We start from the raw sequence: 22,577 nt of genomic DNA, 5'->3' as shown, positions 1-22,577 counted from the left end.
TCCCCGCCCCTCACCCCAACACCCGTCTCGCCTTCGCATCTTTCACCGCAGCCACAACACGCATTGGCAATTCCGCGTTCTGCTGCGCCAAGGCAGCCTTGATCAGCGCCACCGTCTTCTCGCTAGCGTCGCCTTGAATGTAGACAGACCCACCGTGAACAGCGACGCCTCCACCTCCTACCCCACCACCGCGCAGAACATCATTAGGAATGATCTGAGCGCCGCGCGGGACGTTCATAAGCTCTGGGCCGTTTTCGCCGACCAAGGACAGACCGCCAGGCGCAGAATCAGTACCTGACGCGAATTGCCCAACGAGCGGGGCACCACCAACCGACGTCGGGCCGACAGCGCCAGCAATAGAGCCGTTCGCGTTGATGCCACCACCGCCGATGCCAAGCAGGCTGAGGAGCCCGCCTCCACCGGAGCCGCCGAACGCCGACGACCAAAGCTGATCGGCCGCCATCTGCGCCAGCTTGTCAGCAATTTTGCCCAGCGCGTTAAGACCGGCCTCCTTTAGCGCGTCCATTGCGGACGCCCCGTTGCGGATCTTGGTTTCGAAGTCTACCAAGAATCCGCTGTTTACCTGCTGACCTAGGTTCGCCAACTCTTTGATGGTGGCGTTGAAGCGCATGCCGGCGGCTTCGCTGCTAGCCAGAGCAGCTGGGATATCGTTCCCATAGATGCCCCTCAGTTGTTGGGCGATTGCCAAATCCTGCGGCGTCAGAAATGCAGACTTGGCACCGAACGGGATATCAGACGCAACTTTGGCCTTTGCCAATGCATCAGCGGCAAGACCTGCGTCCTGCGCGAGGTCTTGAATTTGGTCCCGCACCTTTTCGGTGATTGGAATGCCGGCCAACTGCGCAGCGTTCAGAAGCTGCGCTTCCGCCTTGGCTTCCTCTGTTGCGCCAGCGCCCTGGCCTTGTGTTTCCGCCAATGCGTTGGTCGTGACGACATATTTGTTTAGAGATTCCGTGGCGCGATCGTATGCGTCAGCCGCCTCTTCGCCATCCTTGCGCTTAGGTAGTTTGGCTGCGTTCGGGTCCGCGTTATTAGCAGCTGCAGGGCGCGCTGCAGGCGTCGGTACGCCCCCGGGGAATTCTACCTTGGACTGCTGCTCAGCGGCCGCCTTCAGCATGTCCCGAGCGAGCTGCGCCTTGGCGCGGATTAACTCCAGGCCATCAGCAATCTGCATATTCTCCGGTTTGCCCGAAGCATTTAACCGCTCAATTGCGCGAGTTACCTGATCGACGTCTTGCGCCGCGCCCACCGCATTCTTCGCAAAAATCGCGGCTGCATCCGCTATGGCGTTGAACTTTTCTTGACCGCTTCCCGGCTGCACGTTCTGAGAGGCAAGCGCGGTCTTCACCAGTTCGTTGGCTTTTTCGATCAGACCGTCCAGCCAGCCAGCAATGTCCGCTGCTGTCGATTTAAACTGTGCAGCGAGTTGGGCCGATGACTGCTTCCACGCGCGATCAAACTCGGCGGCCTTGGCAACAGTGGCGCCGTCAATCACGGCGCCCGCAGCGTTCGCGCCCTGTGCGATATCCTCAAAGGACTTGCTGCCATTGCGGAGCGCTTCAACCCAGCTCTCAGACAGGCCAAGCATCTGCGCGCCTTGGTCTTTTCTGGAATTGAGTCGAATTTATTGATCAGACCGCCAGCTATCGTAAGAAGCTGATTGAGGCTGATAACCTGGCCGTTGCGGTCCTTGTACTTGATGTTGTTTGCATCAAGCAGGCGTGTAAGTGAGTTTTCATTCTCCTTAGCATCAGCCAACAGGCTGGCGACCTTGCGCAAGTCATCGACCGAGTCCTTACTCGATACACCACCTTGACCAGCAGCATATTGGATCTGCTGAAACCGCTCGGCAGTTAAGCCAGTGTACTCAGCATTCTTCTGCAACTCCGCGAGTTGGCCATTCACCTGGGTAACGGCAGCCAGAAGCCCGCCGACGACGCCAGTAACGCCAGCCGCTGCAGTACCAAGCGATGCAAATCCGCCGGCGGTCGGGTTGAGACTCGCAAATGATTGTTCGATGCGCGCGATCGCGCTGTCCGCGATGTCGCCGGCCTGATTCATGTCGCTTTGGAATTGATCCAGCTTTGCGCCGAGTTGTACGACTAGATCGTTTGACAACTTACTTCCTTAATAATATGGGGTGGTTGCGCACACCGCACCGTGTGCTAAAGCGCGCTCCTATCAATGAAGGAGCGCCAAGTTGGCCAAGAACAAAAACGTAGTTCGCCGCGAGTGGACGAAGGACGATATCAAAACTCTGAAGGCACACTCTAAAGCGCGGACGCCTGTCGCGAAGATTGCGAAGGAGACAAAGCGCACCGTTGGCGCTCTACGTCAGAAGGCGCTGAGCTTGGGAATCGGCTTGGGGCATCAGCGATGACCGCGCCAAAATTTAATATTGGCTGACACGAAACTGACGCGATCGGGTGCAGACTGTCGGTCGTGCGCCAACGCCTGGGGAACTCATCGCCCAGCGCGTGAGGTTGAGGGCTCGTCATAGCCAGCCCCGGCGGGCCCTCCCTCTCTTCCGTCAATAAGACTGACGTACGCGCAACATTTTCCAGAGTGTGACATCATCGACATTGCACCCCGGCAGAGTCGCGATAGGCTAATTCTGCCGGGGCTGGATCCCATATTTCACTTACAAATTTTAACCCGGCAGGCCGCAGTGGTTCGCCGCTGCGGCCATTTCGTTGAAAAGCACGTTGGGTGCGTCACCCGATCCGCAAATTCTCCGCCGAGTCTTTCCCGCGATTATTTACGACGTCAAAGCTCACTTTTGCACCCTCGGCGAGAGATGTGAAACCAGCCTTCTCAACCGCCGAGATATGCACAAACACATCCTTGCCGCCGTTGTCCGGGGCAATGAATCCATAACCCTTCGTCGGGTTGAACCATTTCACAGTACCAATAGCCACTTTCAGTTCTCCGTTTTCAAATCAAAAGCTAGGGTGCGCGGTCGCTCCTAGGGGCGGGCCAACGCCCATGGCTTCAACAAGCTATAGCCGGGCGGCGTGGTCGTCCAGCCGGCAGGCAAGCGGCGGTCACCGCCGATCAGCGAACGCGGCTCGCTATCGAACGGGCTGGCAGCAAACTTGCTGCGGCCCAGCGCTTCGGCCAACGCGATCCGGTCGGCATGGGTTGGCGCTTTGTGCGCGCGCCTGAATATCTCGACTGCCTCCGGCGTGATGCCTGTACGGTCGCGACGCTTTCCTCGTCTCAATCGTGCAGGCATCAGCGTGGATCCCCGAATTCAGCAAGCGCCCAGGGCACGAAGTGCGCGCCGTTCGGGTAACGCGCAGCGAAGTCATCGAGGAACGCATGCCCGTGCAATCGCCAAGCTTTGCGCGCCTCCTCGCTAGTGGGTCGGCCGTGCTGGTCCAATTCAACCAGGCCAGCGAGATCTCCGAACAGATCAAACTCGGACTCGAAAGCGCAGAACCATTCGTCTGCACCTGCAGCCTGGACGCGTTTGTTCCGTCGTTTTCGGACTGGCATCAGCGGCGGTTTCCGTAGTCGGCCGAACGAGGCGCGCGCGGCGCCTCCGGACCGTCCACGCCATCGAGCGCCAATTCGCGGAGCAGCCGGGCGAAACCAATCCTGCTGTCGCGCTCAATGGCGACTTCGGGGCGCGGTTTCGGGCTACCGAATCGGTCGATGAAGGTCATTCCCTCGGCCTCGATGACTTCCCGCGCCTGCTGCCCGCGGTCCCAGGCCTCAGCAGCTAGCGTGAGCAGCCGGATGTGGTGCTCATCCAAATCGAAGTCGGAAAGCACGCTGCGAAACCACTTTGCGGTGGTTTGTCGCAGGTGCTGGGGTGGTTTTCGGGTAGTCATACGTAGGTCATCCAAATTTATGTTTGAACCGGGGCAACCATCGCGCGCGTTTGAGTTGGCCGCCGGTCTTTTAGGCGCAGGGCCTGAGAGATCCGACCAGCCCTCCCCTAGCCCGCGCTAACGGTCAGCACGCCGCCGTTCGCCCACAATGCGCCAACCACATGCGGATCCACGGTGGGGAGACCGGCAACAATCAACTTGCCAGCCGCATTCACCGAGAAGGTCACACCGTTGAAATTGATAGAACCGCCGGGATCGACGGTAAGCCTGTCGCCGCCAACCTCATGATAGACTTTTGTTGTGTATGTACCCATTGGTTCCTCACCAAGTCCGTAAAACATCAGTTACGCGGCCGTCATCATCGATGACGAACTCAGCGCGATCTCCACCGTACAACTGAAATGGACCTTTCCACTCAGGGTGACGCCGCTCGGCGCCGAGGTTGCTTGCATGGACTTGCACCGTCTTGCCATCGTCCAATACGGCGATGCCGCGGCGTCTGTGGCGATCCCAGCTATGTATCAAGCCATTGATCGTTGTCATTTCAGTCTCCGCTTCCGCTGCGCTGCTTCGATGCGGCGCTTCGCTGCCTGATGGTTCGTAACCGGGATGGATCGAAACTTCATCTCCATCTCAGCTCGCCTTGCGGCTACCGATTTAGGCACCTGTAACGAGGCTCGATCCGCGGCCACGGGAGCAACGTAGTTGGCGCTCGTGTCTTGATACGCAGGCCAGGTTACAAGCGACAATTCTCTAAGCTCGGCTTTCGTGATGACCCGCAGTGGCGTCTCCTCGTCGGCCCACGACCAATTCTCTTCATCAGGCCAAAAGCCTATCGAGACTTGATGCACCAAACCTGACCGTACTGACGCGATTGCCTCCTGCCCAAGTGGAGACGTCGGATCGGGAAAAAGCGTGTATCGCAATCCGGTCGTATCGGCCTTAACGCGAAGTGTTCTATTGCTCACTCGACCGAGCGGCCGGTCGTCCTGGTGGCTCCAAAGTGCAACAACGTCGGGACTGGCGGCAAGGAAAGCGTCGAAAGCAGAAGGATCGAATCTCTCAAAAAACAGTCCCCCGATATTCGCACTGTCCGACCATCGAATGGCGTACCCAGAGATTATTCCAGCATCACTCATTCCTTACTCACCGCGCTTCTTTCGTCGCTCTTCGATCATTCGCTTTGCGATCTCCACTGCGGATTCATCAGTCGTGCAGTGTCTTTTCTCGCCGACCAACTTCACTCGCCGCGAAACGACGCCGCGTTTACTCTCGTCTCCGGAATAGACGGTGATCTTAGACATTGTGGCCGGCCTCCCGCGCTTCCTTTAGAAAATAGGCGACTCTTTCGGTGAAGTGCGCGCGGACCGGACGCAGGTAAGCTAGATTGATATCCTCTCGCTCCAGGTCGTCGAGCAAAGAATCGTGCTGCGCGCGTGCTGCTTCCAGCGCCTTGGCGGTTTCACACAGAGCACCCAAACGCCGACCGTACTCGCCCCGAACAGCGGTGCACGCAGTCTTGCTCGCAACTTCGCGGGCTGCTTCGATGCGCTTCGCAATCACGCCCAAGGCGGTCTCGCAATCGGTGATTTCCCCTGAAACCGCACGCCGTCGCTTTCGGAGGTTGGGAGCAGCATCTTCGGGGTCGCCAAGCAATTTCGAAACGCCCGCGCTATGCGGCGCATTGGGCGCTGCAGCGATCTTGGTGTCGAGATCGGCGGCTTCCTTGTTCAGCGAGGACAGCAATTCATGCAATTCCCGCCGCTTCGCGACCAAGCTGGCGTAATCCTGGCTGGAGGTTTCGAGCGTTGGCACGATAAATTCGTGGGCAGATTTGTTCTTAAGGGGCGCCATTAGGCTTGAGCCTTTCCAAAGATTTCGTCGAGTGCGTCAGCAATCGCTGCCACGTTGAGCGTGGTTGAACGGTGGTGTCCGCCGGACTGCCAGTGCGAGGCCGCCTGGCCCGCTTCGCAGAAGCGCTGCACATCACCACCCGGCATGTGAATTGCGAGCGCTCGCCAGTTACAGGACACGGCAATCTGTGCCTTGCGGGCCTCCGCGACACCTGCTCTGGCGTCTTCAACTAAGATCGACACCGCGATGGGAGCGTTCGGAATAGTTTGAGGTGCGCCTTCGAGATTGACACCGCCAGGAGTCATTCGGTGAAACGCGCGCACTGCGTCCGGTGCTTCGTGCAAGGTGACGTCGGATGCCAATGCAACAACGAGATCAATCGTCTGATCCTCATCCAACTCAGGTGGTGCACTTGGCACCCCCGTTGGCAGAAGTCGCGCTTCCTGCAAACGGCGCGCGACACCTGCGCTGCGCGAACGCGGAAATTTTAGGTGCTGCTCGATCGCATCGAGTACAGCGCTGATCGAGGCCATGGTGGCCACTCCTCCATTTTAAGAGTTAGGATTTGCGATAAGCTGAGCAAATAAAAAGCCGACTGCACGGCTTCACGGCTCAATGCCGAAAAAAAGAGGCGACGCCAGGGGGGTGGCCAGCGCGCCAGAGTTTGCACGTCACCGGCCACAAAATGTGGCCTCATATCTCTGGCAGCGGCAACCTTGATTAGCGCAAACGGCTAGGCAGCCATAAGTTCGGACAGTTTCCGCGCGGCGCGAACTACCGCCTGTTTGCCGATTCCCTCATAGGCGCGCTTGCTGCTACCTGGACCGGCAACCAGTTGGCCGATTTCGGCGGCTGTACTGTCATCAAGCACCGCGTCTAGGACGTCGGCGTGCTTTCCCATCTTGGTCCTGAGTCGACGCTCATCGATATTTCGCACCATGACGTCCTCGACCGTCTGGGTATTGACTTGAGCTGGCGAGGCCTTGGCCTTGCGAGGACGTCGAAAGCGCTCTACGTGCTGCGCCGCGGAATATGGAGGGAGCTTCTTTTCGAAGTCTGGATCCCTCTTGGCTTCCTGGTCCTCCCGGTACATCGCAATCAGGTCTTCGGCGCTTGTGGTCTCCATAAGGGTTTCGACGATGGTGCCGTCAGGGAGTGAAGGCTTATGGACAGGCCGCGCTGGCTCGGCGTGGTTGTCATTGTCGGCAATAAGCGGCTTCCCGGTGAGTTCGGACCAGGCGTTGATGCTTTGCAGCGTGGTGGTGTCGCCAGCCTTGTGCAGAGCCGGAATGAGTTGGGAGCGGTTCACAGTGGGGATATCTCGTGACGTGACGTAATGGCCATTTGCTGGCTCGTGGGGTGGCCGCTAGCTCGGCTGCACCCTGGAAAACAATTTGAAAACCTGCGGGATTTAACGCGCGACTGTGGGGCCGGCATTTGGTGGCGATAGCCAGAGGGACATGGATGGCCCTGCCCGGTCAGGCGGCTTCCGCCCGGCCTGCCACCAACAGGCGAAACTCCAGCGAGTCGTCTGGCATCAACCTAAACCGCACGCGGGCACCGACAGCGCCATCCTCGCCGCCGCATGCCTCCGCGAGTGCCGCCGCGTCTCTGGCCCCCAGCACCCAGCGCTGTGGCTCTTGGCGGCCCTCGTCGTGGAACACTGCTTGGAGCGCCGCACCACCATCATCGAGCGATTCACCGGATACGACCGTAAACTCCCTCCATGGCTCAGGTCGCGGCCGACAGAATGTTTTCGGGCCTTCGCGCTTGGTGCTCATTGCGACCTCCCTACCAACTAGCCGCTCTGGTTCACCATCGATACCCATTGCGGATTCAAGGCTGTCGTACTCGTCACTATCGAGGTGGCAGCGAAGCGTGAACTTTCCGCCGCGCTGACTACGCAGGTGTGCCAACAACGTGTCATAGTCATCTTCGCATTGCCCCTTCACGCCGACGTAACCAGCATGCGTAATACGCCAGACCGCGTAACCTGGAGGCGGGCCTGCGGAGGCTCTGGTAACAGTATCAACTTCCCTCCCGCCCACGCGCGGGCCGTCAGGCCCCGCGCTCCCCGGAGGGGGCGGGATATCTATTTCTTTAGAAATAGGTTTGGGTGCCACCGTGGCACTTTGGGAAATTGGAAAATTTGGCACTTTGGGAAGTGCGTTTTTGGCACTTTGGGACTTGCGTCGGAGGGGTCTGTCGAACGGCAGCGTCACCGGCGTTGCGAGCCAGTCCAAGGTGTGCCTGCCGCCGTTGAGCAATCGGAATTCATCAGAGCCGCGATAGCCGAACGGCAGGTCATAGCGGGTAGACCATCTCTCGGTGCCGCGCCTGCCACCCTTTCGGACAATCGAGACGCGCGCGGTTTCCAACAATAGTTTGCGCCCGCGCTTCACTGAACGAAGCGAGGTGTCCATCTTGTGAGTAACGAAGTTATCCGAGCACTCGGCGTAACCGTTCTCCCAATTATAACTCGCAATGATTTTCCGGTAGAGCTTGCGCGCTGCATCGGTGAGACGACTGTCCCCGTCTGCGTCGTCGCCGAGGCGCCGAAGCGCCAGTTCCGCAGGCTTACGCCGCCCTAATTTCAAGCTTCTGCTCCCGCTTCGGATAGGCGGGAGGAACGAACTCAGTATTCGCCCGCAACGCTTTGGCTTGCGCCTCGCACCGGGCCTTGTGCCACGTGCGATACGCCTCAGCGTGTTCCCGGATTTTTGCGATGTAGATCGGCGCGCCGTCTACGGTGTGCCCTGCGCACGAGATAAAATCGTTCTCAAGCAATTCGCGAATTGACTTTGCAACCGTGCGCGGGCTGCAGCCGATCGCTTTGGCGAGATTGTTATGACCGACTCTGGAGCCGCCAAATTGCAGTGTCGCGTTTGCCAACTTCGAGGCGAGCCGAATAGACGTGCCCATTTTCACTGTATGAAGAACTGCGCCATCGAATGCGTTGGCAAGCGCCGCCTGGCGCTCAGTCTCGCAATGTGAATCCCTGAACTGCTCAAGAGTCATGGCTGCCTCTGTAGAGGTTCGGCTGTGGTGTCATCATCAAAACAAATACGTATTTTCACGAAAAATGGTAAGCGCTCAGCCGGAACCCTTGCTTCGGGATCTGGATATCTATGCGAAGAAGCCTCCGGCTTGGACGGAGGTTTGAGATGGGATTGGACAGCAAAAAGGACGTCCATTTGGACGTCTCATCGGCAGGGTCGGTGAGCCGGTTGGAGATCCTTGAAGGGCCGTCAGGACGTCGAGTTCGGTCGGAAGCAGAGAGAGCCCGGATCGCTGCTGAGAGTCTGCTACCCGGTGCCCAGGTATCCGAGGTGGCGCGCAAGCACGGAACGACGCGCTGGCAGATCTACGATTGGCGACGGCGGTTTCGACAGCGAGGCATGTTGCCGCTGTGTGAGGCGTCTCCGCCGACATTTGCGCCGCTGGTCGTGGAACGTACGCTGGAGGAGCGTCAGGCTCCGGCGATCAAGCTTGAGATCGCGATCGGTGATGTCGTGCTGCGGACGGATACGGCCATTGATGCCGAGCAATTGTCCCGGGTGATCCGTGCGGTGCGAGCGTCACGATGATCGCGGCCGGTGCTGATCTGAAGATTTACATCGCGACGCGGCCGATCGACTTCCGCTGTGGCCACGATGGGCTTGCAGCGAAGGTGCAGGAGATGCTTCGTCTCGACCCGTTCAGCGGCGCAGCCTTCGTGTTCCGATCGAAACGAGCGGACCGGATCAAGATTTTGGTCTGGGATCGAACGGGCCTGGTGTTGGTGCACAAGCGTCTTGAAGGTTGCAAGTTCGTTTGGCCAACGATCGCAGACGGCGTGATGCGGATATCGCCGGCGATGTTCGCGGCCTTGTTCGAGGGGCTGGATTGGAGATTGGTCCGCCCGGAAGAAGCGCGGCGTCCTCAGGCGGCTGGATAACTGCGGCAGAATGACTCGGCTGCTATTTTGAACGTGGCACGCGCGGCGGCGATGTGCTCGAAATAGCGCATGAGCATCGCGACGCTGCGCGACGAAAATGAACAACTGAAAGCGCTTTTGGCGCAAACGCAGGCGGCCTTGAGCGAGCATCAGGGGGCGCTGGCGGCGTCGGAGGAAGCCCGGCGTCGGCTGGAGGTCATCCTCGGCGAATTGCGGCGCGACAGGTTCGGCGCGAAGTCCGAGAAGCTGCGGCCAGATCAGTATCACTTGCCGTTGGAAGACGTGGAGATCGCGCAAGGGATCCTGGACGCGGCGCAGGAGAGAGCTGCGGCTGTGATCAAGGGCCGATCGCGGAGCGATCCGGATCAAGGCTCTCATCGCAACCGTGGCTGCTTGCCTGCCCACTTGCCGCGAGTGGAACGGGTCATCGAGCCTGCAAGCACGCTCTGTCCGTGCGGTTGTGGTGCCATGACGAAGATCGGCGAGGACGTCAGCCAGCGCCTTGACGTGATCCCGGCGCAATGGCGCGTGCTGGTCACGCGCCGCCCGAAATACATCTGTCGCCGGTGCTCGGGCCCCGTCGTGCAGGCGCACGCACCGGAGCACGTCGTGCCCAGCGGGCTGCCGACCGAAGCGGCTATCGCGCACGTGATCGTCTCCAAGTTTGGCGACCACACGCCGTTTTATCGTCAGGCCGAGATCTATGAGCGCCAGGGCATCCGGCTTGATCGGGCGACACTGGGCAACTGGTCTGGCCGCGCCTGCTTCCATCTTCAGCCCATCGCGGACCACATGCGCCACCACCTGGCCATTGCGGATCGCCTGTTCATGGACGAGACCACAGCGCCGGTGCTTGATCCCGGGCGAGGCCAAACGAAGAAAGGCTACTTCTGGGCGATCGCCTCAGACGACCGCGGCCATAGCGGTCCAAGTCCACCAATCGTGTTGTTCAGATATGCGCCCGGTCGCAGCGGTGCCTTCGCGCAGCAGTTCCTGGACGGCTTCGGCGGACGCTTCCTGCAATGCGATGGCTATGACGGCTATGACCGGCTGACCGAAGTTGATCGACCGCAGGGGCCGTGGACGCTCGTGCATTGCTGGAGCCATTTGCGCCGGCGCTTTGTCAAATTGACCCGCAACAATAAATCGCCGATCGCCGAGACCGCCGTGCGGCACATCGCGCAGCTCTACGCGATCGAAGCCATGGTACGCGGCTCATCGCCGGACATCCGGTTGGCAGCGCGCAAGGCGCACTCGCTGCCCTTGGTAACCGCGTTGAGGTCGTGGTTCGAGAAGCAGCTGTCAATGATCTCCAGCGGTTCGACGCTCGCCGAGGATATCCGCTATGCGCTCAATCATTGGCAGGGGCTGACGCGCTTCCTCGAAGATGGGCGTCTCGAACTCGACACCAACCCGGTCGAGAACGCCATCCAGCCAGTCTGCTTGACCAGGAAAAACGCTCTCTTCGCCGGTCATGAAATCGGGGCAGAAAACTGGGCTTTGCTGGCCTCGATCGTCGCCACCTGCAAGCTCAACGACGTCAACCCGGCGGCCTACATCGCTGAAACGCTCCAGGCGATCATCGACGGCCATCCCAATAGCAGAATCGGCGACCTCATGCCGTGGCGCTTCCGCAAGGCGTCAAGCCCGCATCAATAGGGTGACGGCTCAGCGCTTACGAAAAATGGGGCATCCGATAAACACATCGCCCTTGCCAATTAGTGCAACTTCCGAGCCCGCGCACTAAATGGCTGCCTCCAAATTTGCTGGAGCGGGAAGCCAGCGCGGGCCCGGTAAAAGGGCTGGTCGCGAATAATGTGCCCATGACAAATGTGGTTGGCGCCGGGACGAAGTGTAAAGTTGATGATTGAGCCGGACCGGCTTGGCGGTCACTCAAGCGACGGCCGCAGGCGCTGCCCTGAGACAGATCCTGCGGCCGGTGCCGCGACAGTCCGCACGATCGGCGCGGCATCGGATAGTGGCATGAAAGGCTGCGCCAACAAATCTTTCACGGTGAAAGATTTGGCTCCAACAGCTCTGTATGCTCTAGCCGCCCCTTCGACGGGCGCCCGGTCCACATAAGAAAACGGCCCCAGCTTTGGGCGGCGGCTGGGACCGTTGGAATTTACTCCGGGCCACGGGGGCATGGGGCCGGAGCACAGCACCAATCCCGTCGCTTGCCGGTCGTTCCTAGGGAAAAGGCTGCGGCCAGCTTGCGAGAACCGGTCCATCGTCAAACGCGCGTTCGAACGATGGACCGTCCCGGGTGGATGTCGCGAAGCTAGAGGGATCTAGGGCATCGCGCCACAGACCGAGATATCAATCCTCTTTGCCCGAGAGGCGTTCCTTGGGCCGCGCCGTCGACTTAGGGGTCTTCCTTCAGAAGCGCCAGAGCTTTACGGATGCCTGCGCCCTAGCTCGCGCCAATAACCGACCAGCGCGCGCCACTCAAATGCAACTATCGTGAGGGCAATCAGCGCCGTCCCGACGCCGGACATTATCAAAAGCATTTCAAGCATCGAATCACCCCGCAATGGGCGAGGTTCCTAAGTACCAAAGTAATCTGGCGTTCCTATAATTATTTCGGCCCCTGCAGCCCGGGCGACCTCAGCCATTCGCTTATGTGCGAACCAGTCTCTGCCTGTCGCGCCCTGCGAAGGGCGGCTTCGCGCACAGGGCCACGAGGAAGCGATTCGGCCTCCTCGCGGAGGCGCCTCGCCTCTTCGGCAAGGCGATCTTCAAGCGAAAGGGTCTGCTTTACTCTGCGGCGCTCTGCCATGGCGCGCTCCCTGAGCAATTCAAAGCCAATAAATCCCTTAACGGCCATTACGTAGCGTCAGTTCCAGAATTGAAACCCCGTGGGCTGGTAGCCGCGCGCCGAACACCACGTGAACGCCCGCTAGTCACTCCGGGACTTTTTCCGGGACTCTGCGTCGCCAATGCGGGGTTTTTGCCCAGTTTTGAGCGGTTTTCGTTCTGCTGCTAGCACCTTGGCCCAACCAGCAGACTCTTGAAATCACAACAGATTTAGGCGGCGCGCGTTGCGATTGCGCCAAGCGCATTCAATCTTTGAAAGCTTGGATGCACCAGCGCTTCCGGCGCGGCCGCGAGCACGATCAGCGCCGCCACGGCCAGGGTGCGAAACGTGATCGCGCGGCGATCGACGATGACAGCGATCAGCACCACCGCGGTCATGAAGAACGATCTCTGCGTCGCGACTTCGGCGCCCGAGAGCAGCAGATAGAACGCTGACGCAACCAAGGCGGCGGCGGCCGACCATTTCTTGATGGGAACGCCCGCTGCCAGTCCCGGGACGAGCGCGAGCAGCGCGCGGACCGCGAAGAAGACGACCCCCGCGACGACGGCCATGTGATAGCCCGAAATCGAGAGGACGTGACCGAGCCCCGAGATGAACATGGCGTCGTTGACCGGCGTCGTAATCGCATCGCGGCGGCCGGTGAGGAGCGCGGTCGCGATGGCGCGGTTATCGCCGTCGAGGGTGGCGCGGATGCGCGCGTCGATCGCATCGCGCAAGCCCTGCATGATCGCGGCATAGCGCAGCTGCAATCCGCCCGACACGGCCGGCGTCACAGTCGTGATCGCCCCCATCGCAAAACCGGAGGCGCCGATGCCCTGGAAGAACATGTCGCGCGAGAAATCGTAGCTGCCCGGACGCAATGGCGACAGCGGCGGCATCAGCCGCGCCTTCAGCTGCACGAAGCTGCCGACATCGGGCGCCGTCCCCTTGCGCACGGAGAGGCGGACACGCTCGAGCTTCACGTCGCTGCGCTGTGCCTCCATCGCCGTGACACGCAGCACGAAACGGTCGGTACGCTCACGGATGTCGCGGGTCTCGACGAAGCCCGACAGCGACACGGAATAAAGCGGCTTTGCGAGCACGGTATGGGCGATGCGTGCCGTCTTCCACGTCGCCGCGGCAAAGCCGGCCGCAACCGCCGCGATCATGATTGCGGGCGCAAACAGGCGGCTTCGCCGCAACAGGACGGCGCCAGCCATGAGCGCGGTCGCCATCGCCATCGTGACCCACGGCAGCGGCTCATGGTCGGCGGCAAAATAGAGCGCGATGCCGCAGCCGAAGGCGACGGGCACCCAAGGAAACAGCCGACCCGCACCAGCCTCGGCCTTGGCCCATTCGCGCAGCTGCCCGACGACCGCGGGCCAGACGCCCGACCCGGCCGGCACGAACCCGCCGGCCGACGCGGTCCGGCCCGTCGGCCAAGTTCCTGCGATCGGCGTCCCGGCAATGGTCCGGCCCGTCGGCCAAGTTCCTGCGATCGGCGTCCCGGCAATGCCTTGCGACAGACGCTGCGGCCGGCCCGGCTCCGCCATTCCCTTGGCAACCCCTGCGATATCAGACGGGCGCAGAGGCTACCGGAACGTGCAGGCCGCCGAATAGCGGTACGGATCGAGAACGCAAGGGCCGCGCCCCTACTTTTCCTCTTCCATCGTCACGGCGACGTCCGCCTTGGCCGACAGCCGGACCTTGTTGCCCTCGACACCGGCGACGAGGCCCTTGTCGATGAAATGGTGGTGACCCCGGTGGCTGCCCTCACCGCTGTCCTTCTTGGTCAGCTTGATGCGGTTGCCCTCGACCTTGTCGACCGTGCCGACATGGACGCCGTCGGCGCCGATGACTTCCATATGCTCTACGATGTTTTGCATGGCGGGATCCTCCGATGGATCCGCCTCAACGCGGCGACAGCACGTTCGTTTCCATCGCCGGAATGACGATGCCGTGCGTCAGATCAACGGCGCCTTTGCCGAGGCGTGGTGATTGACGATCTTCCAGTCGCCGTCCTCGCGGATGATGACCCAGCTCATCTTGACGACGAGATCAGAGCGTTCACCGGCGAAGTTGAACGTGATGGTTGCGCCCATGTTGATGAGGTCAGGACCGGCCTGCGCCGCCTGCACGTCGGAAAATGCCGCGCCCGGCTCGCGCCAGCGCGGCAGGCCGTTGAAGTATTCGGCAACGCCATCCCTGCCCCGATAGAGTTTCGGATTGGAGCCGAAGAAAAAGGCATTCTTCGAATACAGCGACGACAGCGCGACCGCATCGAGCATTGCGAAGCCGGCGCACCATTTCGCGATGGTGGCGGAAACGATGGCATCGGCTTCACCGCTCATTCGTTTGTCAGCCCTTGGCCACTTCCTTCGCGAACGTATCGCGCAGGCCGATGGTGCGTGAAAACACCGGCTTGCCGGGCGTGGAGTCCTTGTCGCGCACGAAATAGCCCTGGCGCTCGAATTGCATCGGCTCGCTCGAATTGCTCGCGGCAACCGAGGCCTCGACCCGGGCATCGCTGAGGATCTCCAGCGAGTTCGGATTGAGATCGGCCGCGAAATTCGAGGCGTCAGGGCTCGGATTGGCGAACAGCTGGTTGTAGATGCGGATTTCCGCCGGCACTGAATTGGCCGCCGGCAGCCAGTGCATGGTCGCCTTGACCTTGCGGCCGTCAGGCGCGTTGCCGCCCTTGGTCGCGGGATCGTAGGTGCAGCGCAGTTCCACCACCTCGCCCTTGTCGTTCTTGATCACACCGGTGCACTTGACGAAATAGGCGTAGCGCAGCCGCACCTCGTTGCCGGGCGAGAGGCGGAAGAACTTCTTCGGCGGGTTCTCCATGAAGTCGTCCTGCTCGATATAGAGCTCGCGGCCGAACGTGATCTTCCGCGTCCCTGCCGAGGGATCATCCGGATGGTTGATCGCCTCGAGCTCCTCGGTCTGCCCTTCCGGATAGTTCTCGATCACGATCTTGAGCGGTTTCAAGACCGCCATGCGGCGCTGCGCCGTACGGTTCAGCTCCTCGCGGATGCAGAATTCGAGCATGCCGACATCGACCACGCTGTTGGCCTTGGCGACGCCGATCCGCTTGACGAATTCGCGCAAGGCCGCCGGCGGCACGCCGCGGCGGCGCATCCCCGCCATGGTCGGCATGCGTGGATCGTCCCAGCCGGCGACATGGCCGTCGCGGACGAGCTGGGTCAGCACGCGCTTCGACAGCAGCGTGTAGGTCAGATTGAGCCGCGCCATTTCGTACTGGTGCGGCTTGGACGGCACCGGCAGCTTTTCGATGAACCAGTCGTAGAGCGGCCGGTGATCCTCGAACTCCAGCGTGCAGATCGAGTGCGTAATGCCTTCAATCGCATCCGACTGGCCATGGGCATAGTCGTAGCTCGGATAGATGCACCATTTGGTCCCGGTGCGCGGATGGTGCGCATGCAGGATGCGGTAGAGCACGGGATCGCGCAGATTGATGTTGCCCGAGGACATGTCGATCTTGGCCCGCAGCACGCGCGCGCCGTTGGGGAATTCGCCAGCCTTCATGCGGCGGAACAGGTCGAGGTTCTCCTCCACGCTGCGGTCGCGGAACGGCGAGTTCTTGCCGGGCTCGGTCAGCGTGCCGCGCGAGAGGCGGATCTCCTCCTGGGACTGGTCGTCGACATAGGCGAGCCCGTCGCGGATCAGCTTCTCCGCCCATTCATACAGGCGGTCGAAATAATCCGAGGCGTAGAACAGGTTCTTGCCCCAGTCGTAGCCGAGCCAGTGCACGTCGGCCTGGATGGAATCGATATATTCCTGCTCTTCCTTGACCGGATTTGTGTCGTCGAAGCGCAGATGGCAGCGGCCCGGAAACTCCTGGGCGATGCCGAAATTGAGCGCGATCGACTTGGCGTGGCCGATATGCAGGTAACCGTTCGGCTCCGGCGGGAACCGGGTCACGATCTCCTTGTACTTGGCCTGATCGAGGTCGGCCTGGATGATGTCACGAATGAAATCGCGCCCAACCTCAGTCGCCACCGGTTCTGTCATTACGAAAAATCCTGTAGGGAAATCAGCGGTCCTTCTGCCAAATTCGCGTGGCTGAGCCAAGAGCTTAAGGCATCCGCTGTCGGGCTTTAGTTATGCTCCGGTCCTGTTATATACCACCGCCTCCCATGCATAGGCCCTACCACGAATGACTGATCCCATCGTCACCCGCTTTGCTCCCTCCCCGACCGGCTTCCTCCATATCGGGGGCGCCCGCACGGCGCTGTTCAATTGGCTCTATGCAAAGAAGCACGGCGGCAAGATGCTGCTGCGGATCGAGGACACCGACCGGGAGCGCTCCACCGAGGCCGCGATCGGCGCGATTCTTGACGGGCTGAAATGGCTGGAGCTCGGCTGGGATGGCGACGTCATCTATCAGTTCAGCCGCGCCGCCCGCCATCGCGAGGTCGCCGAGCAGCTGCTCGCCGACGGCAAGGCCTATCGCTGCTACGCCACCGCCGAGGAGCTCGCCGCCATGCGCGAGAAGGCGCGCGCGGAAGGGCGCACCCGTCTCTATGATGGCATGTGGCGCGATCGCGATCCGGCCACCGCGCCTGCTGACGTCAAGCCGACCATCCGCCTTCGCGCGCCGCAGACCGGCGAGACCGTGATCGAGGACCAGGTGCAGGGCCGCGTGGTCTGGCAGAACGAGAACCTTGACGACCTCGTCCTGCTGCGCGGTGATGGCAACCCGACCTACATGCTCGCGGTGGTCGTGGACGACCACGACATGGGCGTCACCCACGTCATCCGTGGTGACGACCACCTCATCAACGCCGCCCGCCAGAAGCAGATCTACGATGCGATGGGCTGGGCGCTGCCGAACATGTCCCACATCCCGCTGATCCACGGTCCGGACGGCTCAAAACTCTCCAAGCGCCACGGCGCGCTCGGCGTCGATGCCTACCGCGCCATGGGATACCTCCCGGCCGCGCTGCGCAATTACCTCGTCCGCCTCGGCTGGAGCCATGGCGACCAGGAGATTTTCTCGACCGAGGAGATGATCGCGGCGTTCGACCTCGCCAATGTCGGCCGCGCCGCCGCCCGCTTCGACTTCGCCAAGCTGGAGAACCTCAACGGCCACTACATCCGCCACGCCGACGATCAATCACTCGTGAAGATGTTCGAGGACGTGCTCGACCACGTCGTGCCCGCGCGCGACGAGATCAAAGCCAAGTTAAACGACACCACGCGCGCCCAGCTGCTCAAGGCCATGCCTTCCCTGAAGGAGCGCGCCAAGACGCTGCTCGAGCTGATCGACGGCGCCTATTTCATCTTCGCCGACCGGCCGCTGCAGCTCGACCCGAAGGCGGCGGCCCTGCTGACGGCCGACAACCGCAAGCTGATCGGCCAGCTTCATTCCGCGCTGGAGAAAGTCGAGACCTGGAGCGGCGCTACCACCGAGGCCGCGCTGCGCGCCTTTGCCGAGGAAAATGGTCTCAAGCTCGGCGCGGTCGCCCAGCCTTTGCGGGCGGCGCTGACCGGCCGCACCACCTCGCCGGGTATTTTTGAGGTTTTGGACGTGCTGGGACGCCAGGAAAGCCTCGCCCGGCTTGCAGACCAGGCCAAGGAATAGGCTACGACGTAAGTCCACCTTGCGTGGCGCCATCTTGCAGCGCACACAGCAATAATATACCCATCTTGGCCGTACCTTCTGGAATATCCGGCCTGCCCCCACCACGTCTTCGGGGCCTTCCGGGTCCGGCCCGTTTCACCTTACATCGGGGACCTCTGATGGACGCAAAATCGAGCAATAAGACCGCCACGCTGACGGTCGGAAACAAGAACTACGATCTCCCGATTCACAGCGGCAGCGTCGGACCTGATGTCATCGATATCGGCAAGCTGTACGGCCAGTCCGGCCTGTTCACCTACGACCCCGGCTTCACCTCGACCGCGAGCTGCCAGTCCAAGATCACCTATATCGACGGTGACGCGGGCGTGCTGGAATACCGCGGCTATCCGATCGAGCAGCTCGCCGAGCACGGCGACTTCCTCGAGACCTGCTATTTGCTGCTCTACGGAGAGCTGCCGACCGCCGCGCAGAAGAAGGATTTCGACGACCGCGTGATCCATCACACGATGGTGCACGAGCAGATGGCCCGCTTCTTCCAGGGCTTCCGCCGCGACGCCCATCCGATGGCGGTCATGGTGGCCTCGGTCGGCGCGCTGGCCGCGTTCTATCACGACTCGACCGACATCAACGATCCCAAGCAGCGCATGATCGCCTCCATGCGCATGATCGCGAAGATCCCGACGCTGGCGGCGATGGCCTACAAGTACACGATCGGCCAGCCCTTCATGTACCCGAAGAACTCGCTGAAGTTCGCCGAAAACTTCCTGCACATGTGCTTCGCCGTGCCTTGCGAGGAGTACAAGATCAACCCGGTGCTCGCTGACGCGCTGGACAAGATCTTCATCCTGCACGCCGACCACGAGCAGAACGCCTCGACCTCGACGGTGCGCATCGCCGGCTCCTCCGGCGCCAACCCGTTCGCCTGCATCGCCGCCGGCATCGCCTGCCTCTGGGGCCCGGCACATGGCGGCGCCAACGAAGCCGCGCTGGCGATGCTCGCCGAGATCGGCACCGTGGACAAGATCCCCGAGTTCATCGCCAAGGTGAAGGACAAGAACTCCGAAGTCCGCCTGATGGGCTTCGGTCACCGCGTCTACAAGAATTACGATCCGCGCGCCAAGATCATGCAGAAGATGTGTCACGCCGTGCTCAAGGAGACCGGGCATGGCGACGATCCGATGCTGAAGGTGGCGATGGAGCTCGAGAAGATCGCGCTCAGCGACCAGTACTTCATCGACCGCAAGCTCTACCCGAACGTCGACTTCTATTCGGGCATCACGCTGAAGGCGATGGGCTTCCCGGTCTCGATGTTCACCGTGCTGTTCGCGGTCGCCCGCACCGTCGGCTGGATCAGCCAGTGGAGCGAGATGATCGAGGATCCGCAGCAGAAGATCGGCCGCCCGCGCCAGCTCTACACCGGCGTCACCCGCCGCGACTACGTCGCGATCAAGGATCGGAAGTAAGATCGGACCTCAGGTCCTGCGGAACGGCGCCATCGCAAGATGGCGCCGTTTTTTGTTTTGCACAGGTGCCGTAGGGTGGGCAAAGCGCAGCGTGCCCACCGCTTCTCTCAATTGCGAACAGATCGTGGGCACGGCGCAAGTGCGCCTTTGCCCACCCTACGAAACTACGTCGCGATCGAGGATCGCAAGTAACCCTTAAGCCGATACGGAAGCGGCGCCATCGCACGATGGCGCCGTTTTTGTTTTGCGCAGGTGCCGCAGGGTGGGCAAAGCGCAGCGTGCCCACGGCTTCTGTCCGCATCGCGAGAGGTGGTGGGCACGCTTCGCTTTGCCCACCCTACGAAACAACGAACCTTTCCCGTTCCGTGCTGCCCCGCACAACAACAAGTCGGCGCATCGCACCGACGAGCGCTTGACAGTTGAAACGCTCCGCGCGCAAATTCTTACACTAAGTAAGAATGACGACAGGGATGGAAATGCCGGAGCAGCCGAGAAGTCGGCGGCAGACGCGCGCTGCCATTTTGACTCACCTGCTTCAGTCCGGCGGTTCGTTCCGGCCGCCGCTGGCGAAAGCCGTGCGCTTGTCCGAAGCAAGCCTGTCGCGCATCCTGTTCGACCTGAAGGCCGAAGGCCTGATCGAGGAAGTCAGGCGCCCTGCCCCCTATGTCGGCGGCCCGACGGGTCTCGTCTCGCTCGATCCCACGGTGGCGCTTGGTGCCCTCGAGCTCACCGGAGAATGGCTCAGCGTCGGTGTTGGTGGTTTGGCCGGCGAGCTGCATGACTTCGAACGTGTGCCGCTGCCGCGAAAGCCGACCGTCGAAACAGTCAGCCGGGTATTCCGCGAAGCTCTGAACTTGCTGCGCGACTGGACGCGCCGCCGCCGGATCAGGCTCGCACAAATTGGCGTGACCGTTCCAGGCCTCGGCCGTCTGAGTGAGTTTGGCAATCCGATCATTCCCTGCGATGTCGGAGGTATCGGCGACGTGTTCGTCGAGATGTTCGCGGGCGTGCCTGTTGCCTTCACCAATTCGGTGGTGGCGCACGCCACCTTTCACCGCTGCCGCAACGAGAACTATCCGTTCACCGACGCGCATTTGTTCGTCTTTGTCGGCCAGGGTGTCGCGGGCGCCTGGATCGATGATCCGATCGAGGACGACGCACTCGAGCCGGTCGAGCTCGGCCACATGGTGTTCGGAACCGATGGGCCCCGTTGTCGCTGCGGACATCAAGGCTGCGTCGAAGCCTACACGTCGTTGCCGGCGCTGGCCAAGCTGCTGCGCATGACCGAAGCAGAATTGCTGCAGCTCGGCACTGACTGGGTGACAACGTTCCCGCTCACGGCGCGGCTGCGCCAGGAATTGCGCCAGCGGTTGTTTCGTCTTGGCCTCGCCATCGGCAACACGTTGAACGTCAAACCATGTCGCGGCGTTGTCGTCAGCGGCTGGCCATCGCTTCTTGCGGAAGACGATCGAAAAGCCGTGAGCGACGGCATCGATTCCTGCCTGCTCGGCGGCCGGAAGCTGGCGCAGGTGTCGCTCGCCTTCGTGCCACCCTCGACCGGCAAGGACCCGCAGGCCGCCCTCGCCTTCGCCGCCTTCTGCCTGGCGAGATCCGGCGGCATGCCCGCCGCATCGACGGAGGCCGCCTGACATGACCTAAGCCGCGTGCGGCTCGCGCACGCCAACATCAGCGCCAGAACGGCGCAAAGAACTTCACACCCGGGAGGAACTAGCCATGCCGATCACAACAACAAGGCGCCGTCTGCTCGCTGGATCTGCTGCTGCGCTGGCGCTGCCGGCCTTTGCCCGCGCGCAAGGCGCGGTCAAGCCGCGCCTCACCGCCATCTCGCAATGGTCCGCAGGCAGCGATGGTGCCGCCATCACCGCGCTCGGCAAGAAATTCGAGGAGAAAGGTGGCGTCTGGCAGCATTCGCCTGTCCCCGGCTTCACCACTGATATGATGAACAAGCTGCGTGCGCAGATCATCGCTGGCGATCCGCCGGCCTGCTCGCAGCTCAAGGGCCCCGAGATTGCCGCCTGGTCGAAGATTGCGCCGACCGTCGATCTCGACGCCGTGGTCGCTTCTGCCGGCTACGAGAAGGTCGTCGCGCCGGATCTTGCAAAGCTGCACAAGCCGGCCGGAAAGTGGATTGCGCTGCCGCTACAGATTTACAGCACGAACATGCTGTTTCTCTCCAAGCGCGGAATGGACAAGGCCAAGGCTGACAAGGTCCCCGTCACCTTCGCTGACTTCAACGACCTTGCCGAGAAAATGAAGTCGGCCGGCATGGCCTACCCCCTCGCCAACGGCGGCACCCGCGCCGACGACGGGCAGAAATTCGAGGCGTCGCTCGCCGGCATCAGCCCGACGGCCTACCGCGCCGCCTGCATGAATCTCGACAAGAAGGCGCTGGAGGGCCCCGAGATGAAGGCAGCCTTCGCGCAGACGCGCAAGATCTCCGAATGGTGTGATCCCAATGTCGGCGTCCAGCCCTATGCCACCAATTTGAAGCGCTTCGTCGACGGCGACATGGGCATGCTGATCATGGGTGGCTGGGCGCAGGGCGTATTGAAAAATGCCGGCTTCAAGTTTGACGACTACGTCATCACCCCCGGCCCCAGTGACAACGGCAAGCCTGTCTTCCTGTTGAATGCCGATGCCTTCATCTTCTGGCAGCGCAAGGAGGCTGATCTGCAGGCCGGCCAGATGTTGATGGCGCAGCTCGTGATGGACCCGGCGATCCAGACCATGTATTCGCAAATCACGGGATCGATCCCGGTGCGCACCGATGTCGACCTGTCCGGCGAGGGCTGGTCGGACGGTCAACGGACAACCGCGGCCGCACTGAAGAATGCCATGGGCAACAATCAGGCCGTCCTCAGCCTCGCGCACAACATGGCCCAGGAAAACGGCCTGACCGCCGCGATGATCGACGTCATCACCGAATATGTGAAGAACAAGACGATCAAGCCGGAGGAGGCCGTCAGCCGCCTCGCCGACGCCGTCGAGGGCGCACGTTGACCGAACTCGTCTCGACAGCAACACGGCCGGGCCGGTCGGC

Annotated in this window: 25 protein-coding genes and 1 pseudogene; 8 read left to right on the top strand and 18 right to left on the bottom strand. The window is 61.5% G+C overall.

What is annotated here, in order from left to right; genetic code table 11:
* Positions 1-10: 10 nt before the first annotated feature.
* Positions 11-1,609 carry a hypothetical protein gene (locus XH80_RS26425; protein ID WP_271601097.1) on the bottom strand — a complete coding sequence of 533 codons (1,599 nt, stop codon included), beginning with the start codon at positions 1,607-1,609 and terminating at the stop codon, positions 11-13.
* Positions 1,513-2,139, bottom strand: a complete 627-nt coding sequence (locus XH80_RS26420; protein ID WP_271601096.1) for a hypothetical protein — start codon at positions 2,137-2,139, stop codon at positions 1,513-1,515. Before XH80_RS26420 ends, XH80_RS26425 begins: the two co-directional genes overlap by 97 nt.
* 82 nt (positions 2,140-2,221) lie before the next feature.
* Between XH80_RS26420 and XH80_RS26415 the strand changes: the two genes are divergently transcribed.
* Positions 2,222-2,401, top strand: coding sequence for a hypothetical protein (locus tag XH80_RS26415; protein ID WP_271601095.1), 180 nt, complete (start codon positions 2,222-2,224; stop codon positions 2,399-2,401).
* A gap of 334 nt (positions 2,402-2,735) precedes the next feature.
* On the opposite strand, the gene XH80_RS26410 is transcribed toward XH80_RS26415, so the two are convergent.
* The 12 genes from XH80_RS26410 to XH80_RS26355 form a co-directional block, all read right to left on the bottom strand.
* Positions 2,736-2,939 (bottom strand): cold-shock protein, encoded by a 204-nt coding sequence (locus XH80_RS26410; RefSeq protein WP_271601094.1) that lies wholly within the window; start codon positions 2,937-2,939, stop codon positions 2,736-2,738.
* A 47-nt stretch (positions 2,940-2,986) separates the two neighbouring features.
* A complete protein-coding gene (locus XH80_RS26405) occupies positions 2,987-3,256 on the bottom strand; it encodes a hypothetical protein (protein ID WP_271601093.1) in 270 nt (89 codons plus the stop codon).
* A 262-nt stretch (positions 3,257-3,518) separates the two neighbouring features.
* On the bottom strand, positions 3,519-3,857 hold the full coding sequence (locus tag XH80_RS26400; RefSeq protein WP_271601092.1) for a P27 family phage terminase small subunit: 339 nt from the start codon (positions 3,855-3,857) through the stop codon (positions 3,519-3,521).
* Between the two features lie 107 nt (positions 3,858-3,964).
* On the bottom strand, positions 3,965-4,171 hold the full coding sequence (locus XH80_RS26395) for a hypothetical protein (RefSeq protein ID WP_271601091.1): 207 nt from the start codon (positions 4,169-4,171) through the stop codon (positions 3,965-3,967).
* Positions 4,172-4,178: 7 nt separating this feature from the next.
* Entirely contained in the window at positions 4,179-4,400 is a 222-nt protein-coding gene (locus tag XH80_RS26390) for a hypothetical protein (protein ID WP_271601090.1), read from the bottom strand.
* A complete protein-coding gene (locus tag XH80_RS26385; RefSeq protein ID WP_271601089.1) occupies positions 4,397-4,996 on the bottom strand; it encodes an HK97 family phage prohead protease in 600 nt (199 codons plus the stop codon). Before XH80_RS26385 ends, XH80_RS26390 begins: the two co-directional genes overlap by 4 nt.
* A gap of 3 nt (positions 4,997-4,999) precedes the next feature.
* On the bottom strand, positions 5,000-5,161 hold the full coding sequence (locus XH80_RS26380) for a hypothetical protein (RefSeq protein WP_271601088.1): 162 nt from the start codon (positions 5,159-5,161) through the stop codon (positions 5,000-5,002).
* On the bottom strand, positions 5,154-5,711 hold the full coding sequence (locus XH80_RS26375) for a hypothetical protein (protein ID WP_271601087.1): 558 nt from the start codon (positions 5,709-5,711) through the stop codon (positions 5,154-5,156). Before XH80_RS26375 ends, XH80_RS26380 begins: the two co-directional genes overlap by 8 nt.
* The gene (locus XH80_RS26370; RefSeq protein WP_271601086.1) at positions 5,711-6,244 is read right to left on the bottom strand and encodes a hypothetical protein; all 534 of its coding nucleotides are present in this window, start codon (positions 6,242-6,244) and stop codon (positions 5,711-5,713) included. The genes XH80_RS26375 and XH80_RS26370 overlap by 1 nt, the downstream gene beginning before the upstream one ends.
* Positions 6,245-6,444: 200 nt before the next feature.
* Complete coding sequence (locus tag XH80_RS26365) at positions 6,445-7,020, bottom strand: hypothetical protein (RefSeq protein WP_271601085.1); 576 nt, start codon at positions 7,018-7,020, stop codon at positions 6,445-6,447.
* Between the two features lie 169 nt (positions 7,021-7,189).
* On the bottom strand, positions 7,190-8,308 hold the full coding sequence (locus XH80_RS26360) for a hypothetical protein (RefSeq protein WP_271601084.1): 1,119 nt from the start codon (positions 8,306-8,308) through the stop codon (positions 7,190-7,192).
* A complete protein-coding gene (locus tag XH80_RS26355) occupies positions 8,289-8,729 on the bottom strand; it encodes a hypothetical protein (protein WP_271601083.1) in 441 nt (146 codons plus the stop codon). Before XH80_RS26355 ends, XH80_RS26360 begins: the two co-directional genes overlap by 20 nt.
* 146 nt (positions 8,730-8,875) lie before the next feature.
* Between XH80_RS26355 and tnpA the strand changes: the two genes are divergently transcribed.
* The 3 genes from tnpA to tnpC all read left to right on the top strand — a co-directional run bounded on the left by tnpA (position 8,876) and on the right by tnpC (position 11,307).
* The gene (tnpA, locus tag XH80_RS26350) at positions 8,876-9,298 is read left to right on the top strand and encodes an IS66-like element accessory protein TnpA (RefSeq protein ID WP_271601082.1); all 423 of its coding nucleotides are present in this window, start codon (positions 8,876-8,878) and stop codon (positions 9,296-9,298) included.
* The gene (tnpB, locus tag XH80_RS26345; RefSeq protein WP_061876445.1) at positions 9,295-9,648 is read left to right on the top strand and encodes an IS66 family insertion sequence element accessory protein TnpB; all 354 of its coding nucleotides are present in this window, start codon (positions 9,295-9,297) and stop codon (positions 9,646-9,648) included. Before tnpA ends, tnpB begins: the two co-directional genes overlap by 4 nt.
* Before the next feature lie 69 nt (positions 9,649-9,717).
* Positions 9,718-11,307, top strand: coding sequence for an IS66 family transposase (gene tnpC / locus XH80_RS26340; RefSeq protein ID WP_271601081.1), 1,590 nt, complete (start codon positions 9,718-9,720; stop codon positions 11,305-11,307).
* A 1,383-nt stretch (positions 11,308-12,690) separates the two neighbouring features.
* Here tnpC and XH80_RS26330 read toward each other — a convergent pair.
* The 4 genes and pseudogenes from XH80_RS26330 to XH80_RS26315 all read right to left on the bottom strand — a co-directional run.
* A pseudogene (locus tag XH80_RS26330) lies at positions 12,691-13,998 on the bottom strand (ComEC/Rec2 family competence protein); the annotation flags it as partial.
* 99 nt (positions 13,999-14,097) lie between these two features.
* Positions 14,098-14,331 carry a DUF2171 domain-containing protein gene (locus XH80_RS26325; protein WP_271601079.1) on the bottom strand — a complete coding sequence of 78 codons (234 nt, stop codon included), beginning with the start codon at positions 14,329-14,331 and terminating at the stop codon, positions 14,098-14,100.
* 78 nt (positions 14,332-14,409) lie between these two features.
* The gene (locus XH80_RS26320) at positions 14,410-14,796 is read right to left on the bottom strand and encodes a nuclear transport factor 2 family protein (protein WP_271601078.1); all 387 of its coding nucleotides are present in this window, start codon (positions 14,794-14,796) and stop codon (positions 14,410-14,412) included.
* Positions 14,797-14,803: 7 nt separating this feature from the next.
* Positions 14,804-16,480, bottom strand: coding sequence for a glutamine--tRNA ligase/YqeY domain fusion protein (locus XH80_RS26315; protein WP_271601077.1), 1,677 nt, complete (start codon positions 16,478-16,480; stop codon positions 14,804-14,806).
* Positions 16,481-16,625: 145 nt separating this feature from the next.
* Here XH80_RS26315 and gltX point away from each other — a divergent pair, with 145 nt between their 5' ends.
* From gltX to XH80_RS26295, 4 genes are all read left to right on the top strand, one after another.
* Positions 16,626-18,053 (top strand): glutamate--tRNA ligase, encoded by a 1,428-nt coding sequence (gene gltX / locus XH80_RS26310; protein WP_271601076.1) that lies wholly within the window; start codon positions 16,626-16,628, stop codon positions 18,051-18,053.
* Positions 18,054-18,211: 158 nt separating this feature from the next.
* Complete coding sequence (gene gltA / locus XH80_RS26305; protein WP_057756039.1) at positions 18,212-19,516, top strand: citrate synthase; 1,305 nt, start codon at positions 18,212-18,214, stop codon at positions 19,514-19,516.
* 470 nt (positions 19,517-19,986) lie between these two features.
* On the top strand, positions 19,987-21,165 hold the full coding sequence (locus XH80_RS26300) for an ROK family transcriptional regulator (RefSeq protein ID WP_271601314.1): 1,179 nt from the start codon (positions 19,987-19,989) through the stop codon (positions 21,163-21,165).
* 85 nt (positions 21,166-21,250) lie between these two features.
* Positions 21,251-22,537 carry an ABC transporter substrate-binding protein gene (locus XH80_RS26295; protein ID WP_271601075.1) on the top strand — a complete coding sequence of 429 codons (1,287 nt, stop codon included), beginning with the start codon at positions 21,251-21,253 and terminating at the stop codon, positions 22,535-22,537.
* The last annotated feature ends 40 nt before the right edge of the window (positions 22,538-22,577 follow it).

The sequence above is a fragment of the Bradyrhizobium sp. CCBAU 45384 genome, assembly GCF_028128665.1.
Lineage (GTDB): Bacteria > Pseudomonadota > Alphaproteobacteria > Rhizobiales > Xanthobacteraceae > Bradyrhizobium > Bradyrhizobium manausense.
Note: the sequence above shows the minus strand (reverse complement) of the source record. Positions and strands in the feature narration are given on the sequence as shown.

Bases quoted from the DNA above. Each gene is read 5' to 3' on its own strand.
- XH80_RS26295 (WP_271601075.1), top strand. From the start codon at position 21,251: ATGCCGATCACAACAACAAGGCGCCGTCTGCTCGCTGGATCTGCTGCT.
- XH80_RS26390 (WP_271601090.1), bottom strand. From the start codon at position 4,400: ATGACAACGATCAATGGCTTGATACATAGCTGGGATCGCCACAGACGC.
- XH80_RS26405 (WP_271601093.1), bottom strand. From the start codon at position 3,256: ATGCCTGCACGATTGAGACGAGGAAAGCGTCGCGACCGTACAGGCATC.
- gltA (WP_057756039.1), top strand. From the start codon at position 18,212: ATGGACGCAAAATCGAGCAATAAGACCGCCACGCTGACGGTCGGAAAC.
- XH80_RS26375 (WP_271601087.1), bottom strand. From the start codon at position 5,711: ATGGCGCCCCTTAAGAACAAATCTGCCCACGAATTTATCGTGCCAACG.
- tnpC (WP_271601081.1), top strand. From the start codon at position 9,718: ATGAGCATCGCGACGCTGCGCGACGAAAATGAACAACTGAAAGCGCTT.
- XH80_RS26315 (WP_271601077.1), bottom strand. From the start codon at position 16,480: ATGACAGAACCGGTGGCGACTGAGGTTGGGCGCGATTTCATTCGTGAC.
- XH80_RS26355 (WP_271601083.1), bottom strand. From the start codon at position 8,729: ATGACTCTTGAGCAGTTCAGGGATTCACATTGCGAGACTGAGCGCCAG.
- XH80_RS26400 (WP_271601092.1), bottom strand. From the start codon at position 3,857: ATGACTACCCGAAAACCACCCCAGCACCTGCGACAAACCACCGCAAAG.
- gltX (WP_271601076.1), top strand. From the start codon at position 16,626: ATGACTGATCCCATCGTCACCCGCTTTGCTCCCTCCCCGACCGGCTTC.
- XH80_RS26380 (WP_271601088.1), bottom strand. From the start codon at position 5,161: ATGTCTAAGATCACCGTCTATTCCGGAGACGAGAGTAAACGCGGCGTC.
- tnpB (WP_061876445.1), top strand. From the start codon at position 9,295: ATGATCGCGGCCGGTGCTGATCTGAAGATTTACATCGCGACGCGGCCG.
- XH80_RS26395 (WP_271601091.1), bottom strand. From the start codon at position 4,171: ATGGGTACATACACAACAAAAGTCTATCATGAGGTTGGCGGCGACAGG.
- XH80_RS26425 (WP_271601097.1), bottom strand. From the start codon at position 1,609: ATGCTTGGCCTGTCTGAGAGCTGGGTTGAAGCGCTCCGCAATGGCAGC.
- tnpA (WP_271601082.1), top strand. From the start codon at position 8,876: ATGGGATTGGACAGCAAAAAGGACGTCCATTTGGACGTCTCATCGGCA.
- XH80_RS26320 (WP_271601078.1), bottom strand. From the start codon at position 14,796: ATGAGCGGTGAAGCCGATGCCATCGTTTCCGCCACCATCGCGAAATGG.
- XH80_RS26325 (WP_271601079.1), bottom strand. From the start codon at position 14,331: ATGCAAAACATCGTAGAGCATATGGAAGTCATCGGCGCCGACGGCGTC.
- XH80_RS26300 (WP_271601314.1), top strand. From the start codon at position 19,987: ATGGAAATGCCGGAGCAGCCGAGAAGTCGGCGGCAGACGCGCGCTGCC.
- XH80_RS26385 (WP_271601089.1), bottom strand. From the start codon at position 4,996: ATGAGTGATGCTGGAATAATCTCTGGGTACGCCATTCGATGGTCGGAC.
- XH80_RS26370 (WP_271601086.1), bottom strand. From the start codon at position 6,244: ATGGCCTCGATCAGCGCTGTACTCGATGCGATCGAGCAGCACCTAAAA.